General features: G+C 26.7%; 4 protein-coding genes. All 4 read right to left on the bottom strand.

The features are described 5' to 3' along the window. A partial coding sequence (locus SPJ17_RS08680) for a Wadjet anti-phage system protein JetD domain-containing protein (RefSeq protein ID WP_321094812.1) occupies positions 1 to 907 on the bottom strand: 907 nt, incomplete at its 3' end. After that, positions 897 to 4115, bottom strand: a complete 3219-nt coding sequence (locus tag SPJ17_RS08685) for an SbcC/MukB-like Walker B domain-containing protein (protein WP_321094814.1) — start codon at positions 4113 to 4115, stop codon at positions 897 to 899. The genes SPJ17_RS08680 and SPJ17_RS08685, both read right to left, overlap by 11 nt. Beyond that, positions 4108 to 4725, bottom strand: a complete 618-nt coding sequence (locus tag SPJ17_RS08690) for a DUF4194 domain-containing protein (protein ID WP_321094816.1) — start codon at positions 4723 to 4725, stop codon at positions 4108 to 4110. Before SPJ17_RS08690 ends, SPJ17_RS08685 begins: the two co-directional genes overlap by 8 nt. Next, positions 4715 to 5726: Wadjet anti-phage system protein JetA family protein (locus SPJ17_RS08695; RefSeq protein ID WP_321094818.1), on the bottom strand; the 1012-nt coding region annotated here is incomplete at its 5' end. The genes SPJ17_RS08690 and SPJ17_RS08695, both read right to left, overlap by 11 nt.

Here is a 5726-nt window from a genome sequence, read left to right on the forward strand (position 1 = left end):
TTAAATCATTTAAAATTGTAAATCCACCATAATCAATGTCACCAAAATGATAAAAATTGTTGCATCTTTCTTTTATTCTTTTCAAAACTTTCTTTTGACTTCTGGTAGAGAATCCACCCAAATAAATGATTAATCCATCAGATTTAAAATCATAAAATGTAGTTAAATTTTCTATCGTAGTCACCTTATTAATATTATCAAAATCAATGACATCAACATTATCAATAGGAATGCCTATGGATGTACCTAATAAAGATAAATCTATTGCTTGATTGTTTACATGTATTATTCCTTCACCTTTTACATATAGATATGGAGTAACAGACATTATTCCGTGTTCTTCTAAAGTATTATCGGAATCATATATTGAATTTAGTATTGTTTTTAAACTTGCCAATCTTTTAGAGTCATTATAAATATAATTACTAGCGTTTCTTTCATAAACGTCATGATCTAAATTTTCAATATAATGCACTGCTTTTATTGCATCAATAAAAGTATCATCCAAGTATTGTTTTATAGATTTATTGCTGTTCATACGCTCTAAAATATTCGTTTTTAATTCAACAATTTTTTTATCATCATATTTATTTAATTCTTCTAATAATTTTTCTCTTTTATCCGATATGCCTTTTATTCCAAGTATAGATTTTACATCATCAACTCTATCAAGGTTTAAATATATATAATCGATTACGGTATCATGTGGAACAAGCTTATAATCGATTAATCCTTGCTTTTTTAGTTCTTTTATGGATTCATCAAATCCACTTGGATCATTAAAATATTTAGGATATGTTTTATCCGTTATTTTGATCTTTATTTTTGTTTTAAAATTTGATGAATTCGCATCTCTTTTTTCATAAATAGATAGTAAATCCTTTAAAATAATATCCTTATATTTCATGACTAATATCACTCACAATCGCATTATTACCATCACGAATAACAGCAATAAATGTTTCAATATTATTTGCTAAAGAATCGAGCTTTCCTGGTGATGCAAGAATTACTTGTAAATCTAATTTATCTTTATAAAATTGAAGCATGGATTGAATACGCTGTGAATCCATCTTATCAAAAGCTTCATCATATAAAACAATTCCAAGTACGTTATCTTTTCCTTTTCTTCTATAGTCAAGTGTTTGTTGGAATGCAACTCCAGCTAAAATATAGAAAGGTACTTGAACTTCTCCACCGGATTGAGTCTTAATAACATCATTTAATTTCTTGGTTCCGTTTGGCGTTTCAACTTCAACATCGAAATATAAATATTTTCTATAATCAACGATGTTATCTCTATTTACTGGATCATCAGAATACATATATTGGTTTAATAAATCTAATATTTTATTTCTTTTTCTATCTTCCTCTTCTCTATCAATAAATAAGCCTCTTTCTGAATCATCAGAATTATACTCTTTAGCATAATCATAAATCGTCTTAAAATCTTGATTTGAAGTAACATCCATTTTAATCTTGTAATAATCACTACCAAAATTAAATGTTGCCAAACTATAGTTTAAATCTTTAATTGTCTTTTCAGCAGCTTCTATTGACTTATATAATCCTGTAAGGAATGTATTAAAGAATAACTTTCGAATATTCTTTTGAATCTCTAGTAGCTTAGACTTATATTTAAACATGGATTGATCTATTTTACCCTTTTCTTCAATAAACCTAGGCATTGATTCATATTTTGGTTCAACATTAATGTTAAAATTATCTCTGACATTTCTCATTAGATTTTCAATGTCGGCTTGGGCCTTAGTTATTGTTTTATTAAGACTATTTTTTTCTGATTCAAGTCTTGTAATAAATGACTTAGATATTTTTAAATTATTCATCTCTTCACTTAATAACCCAACCATAAATTCATCGAAAGAATTTAACTGCTCATTGAAAAATAAGATGGAATCCTTCAAAGATTTTATCTTATCCTTGTTAGATTTTATCGATGCATGTTCGCCAATAATCAAGCCATTCATATGTCTAATTTCAGCATTATTTTCTTCTTTATGCTTTTCTACTTCAGCTATCTTCGCACTAGTCTCAATATATTTAGGGTTTTGCTCAAAGAATTTTATCGAAGACTCTAAATTATTTACTTCGTCAAACAATTTAGAATCCATATCAATGCTTTCAAAGAATGAATTGTTTTCAATCATCTTTGTTGCAAATCTACTTTCGTTATCAATTAATCTTATATCTTCTTGTAGTTTTTGATATTTAGCCTTTACTTTAAATAGATTGGCATCAAGCTCTTGTTTTTGAGCTTTACGATATTCTAATTGAATTTTTCTTCCTTCTTGGCCAATATATTGTTCCAAATAATTTCTTGGATTCATACGGCCTAAAGAATAATTTTGATATAGCATACAATCTTTCGTTACAGATATATCAAAATGATCTAATTCATATATATCTTTAGCACAATGAACTCTATTCAATAAATATCTTGCATAATTTAATGCAGTTGAATTTGAAGCTTTTACATATTCTCCTAAAGAACCTTTTTCAAAATCAAAGTCTGGCAATCTTGTTCCATTAATAATTCTTGTTTGATAAATATCTTTATTGCTATGATATAGTTTCATAGCCTCTTTATAATATTCATTAGGGACAACGATATAAAATCTTTGATTTCCTAAATATCCTTCAATAGCATTACGCCATGAATCATCCGTAATATCTAGATATTCACATAAAAATTTTACTTCAATATCACAATTAAATTTATTCTTAAGCCCACTTCTAATATATTCAATTACAGAAAGGTATTTTTGGTCATATTGAACTTGATTATTTTCTAATTTTTTTATGATATCTTCTAATTCAATCAAATTATCTCTTATACTTTTGAATACATTTTTTACATCATTCGATTGTTCTTTTAATTCATCGATGATTTTAAAAGTTTCATTTCTAAAATCATAAAACTTCTTTTTTGTAGCTTCAGAAGTGAACTCTCCCTTCGATAAGAATTCATAGAATTCATCAAAGCGATTATTCTTAAACCTTGATAATACGGATAAGCTAGCAAGCTCTGTGCTACAATAAGTATTAAACGTATTTAGTGTTAAATGAACCTTATTGTAATCTTTTCTCTTTTCATCCAATTCTTTTCTCATGTTCGGTAGGTCAGGAGAAATCTTTTCCATCACCTTCCCTAATTCCATTAGTTGGTTTTGAAGATTTACTTGTTCATTTTCAATGATTCGTTTTTGGTTTTCATACTCGTTAATTTTTGAATTAGAATTACCGTTTTGTATATTCAAATCCAAAATGTCATCGTTACATAATTTGACATTGGCAAGATGAATTTTAATTGAAGATTTATCTAATTCCTTAAGGTTGTCTTCAACAATCATTCCTTTATCCACGATTTCAGTTAAAGCATTAAGCTTTTTTTCTTCGTTTTCTATTGTCTTTGATACTTTACCCATTTCATCAATATTATTCTTTATTGTTGAAACATCAATTGGCTTTGCATCCAAAACAAAATCATTTATAAACTTATTACAGTCCGTAATATTTTTTAAGCCAACGGCTCTAGATAATGCCTTGAAATAGGCAGTTTCATCTTTTAAGCCTAAAATATCTTTTACCTTTAATTTATATGAATATAAAGTTTGAAAAGGAACAAATTCATAATTCGCCTTTAACTCTTTTGTTAAAACATCATATGTTTTAGGTAATTTATCATGAACAAATAAATCCTCAGTTAAATCTAAATCTTTTACATAAAAATATCTTGGATCATCAAGCTTTGATAATGTAGATCTATAGTTTACATTTATACCAAATACATGTTTTGTTCCATTGGATATTATTTCTAAAGCAAGATATGTAATGACATCACCATTTCTTAAAAATGGCTCACCATCTACTCTCACCTCACCCCTGACATAAGATTCTAGCGTTCTTTTTTCAGCATTCGCATTCGCATTGAATTTAGCTTGTTGTTGGCCTAATAATAACATTTGGATTGCATCAATTAATGTTGATTTACCTGTACCATTAATTCCCACTAATGCTGTATTACCATTAATATTAAGAGTGGCTTTTTGAAAATACATCCAGTTAATTAATACAACTTTATTTAACTTAATCATCTATATCATCTCCACCCTTTAATAATTCAATACGAGTTAATATCTCATTAATTTCCTTAAAATCCATTGCAACTTCAATGGATGGATAAATCGTAATCACTGTATCATCTAATGCTAAATCATCTTTGTAATAAATGATATTATGTTGCTTAAAAATCTGAAGCATTTCTCTTAGAGTACTTCTTTTTACTCTATCATTATTTTGCGAATCAAAATTAAAGGAGAATAATTGATTTTGAAGCTCAGCTATTGTGGTTTCAACCTCATCCGCTAAAGAGACTTCATCCATCTTTTTTTGGTAAATAAGCCTTAATACTAATAAAGCTAATGTCTCGTTTTTTGTAATATTACTTATTAATGTATCATCATTTGATTTTATATACACTAATTCCTTATCTTCTCTAATATTAAAATCAAAATTCATATATTCAAAAAATAGGGATAATAATTCTTTATGATTCATAATAAAAGAATACATTTCTTTATTTGTTCTTCTTAATAAAAAATTTACCTTTAATAACTTAATCGTTACATTTTTCATCATAGTTTTTTCTGATTCTGTTAATAAGCAATAAAGCTCATTAAATCTTGTACTTTCACTATTCGTCATTTTTTCTTTCTCCCTTTTCTTTAAGAATAAAATCATTAAATGTGATTCCATTCTTTACAATTCTTTCCTTAGTTAAATCTAAATCATATAGCGCATTGGGTAATTTAGAATACATCATAATTGCAATGATCATAATAAATTCATATTTTGACTGGATATCTAGCTCAGATATTTTTCTACTTTTATATCCTGTTAAGAAATCTAAAACAAAAGTATTAACTGCATGAATGTTATATTTTTTATCTTCCTGTAATAATTCTAAAGTTTTATTTTTAACTTCTTCATCCATTTCAAAATCCAATTTCATCATATCAGGTTTTGGTTTTGGATTGTATTTTCTTGGCTTACGCAAAGCATTAAAAGAATAATGCTTCATTTCAAATAGTGATATAAAGGACTCATCTATATCATCATTCTTACTTACATAATCGATTAATCTATGTAGTATACCTTCTATATCTTCACCACGATGGATTAAATGAATAATAACAGAAACCGTTCTTGTAACATATTTTTCATTTTTCGAATCAATCATTTCAATAATTGAAGGTATAGTTTTAATATTTGTTAGGATTCGTTTTCTTATTTGATCTATATGATTTGAAGCATAAGTATAATCTTCAAATCCTTTTTCCTTCATTTGTGCAGCAACTAATTTTTCCATATTTAAAAAATCGGAAAATATATTATCTAATTGCTCTTCAATTTCAGGTATTACTGCATCAATATTATCTCTAATTTTTAAATTTAAGTACGCTGAATCAAAGAAATATTCCTTGTATTCCCCTGTAAATTCCTCAAGAAGTAATTCTAAATTTTGCTTATCTTTGTTTTTAGTAATATTTCTATAGTAACGTCTGATATCAGAACGTAATCCTCTTAAAGCATCAACTTCTTTAGATAGATTGTCATCAATTATTTGTAAACTATCTATTGTTGAATAATCAAATTTATAGATTTCGTTTTTGATAATTCTTATATAGCTTGTATATTGAGGTTTA

It is taken from the genome of Anaeroplasma sp., assembly GCF_034179385.1.
Lineage (GTDB): Bacteria > Bacillota_I > Bacilli_A > Acholeplasmatales > Anaeroplasmataceae > Anaeroplasma.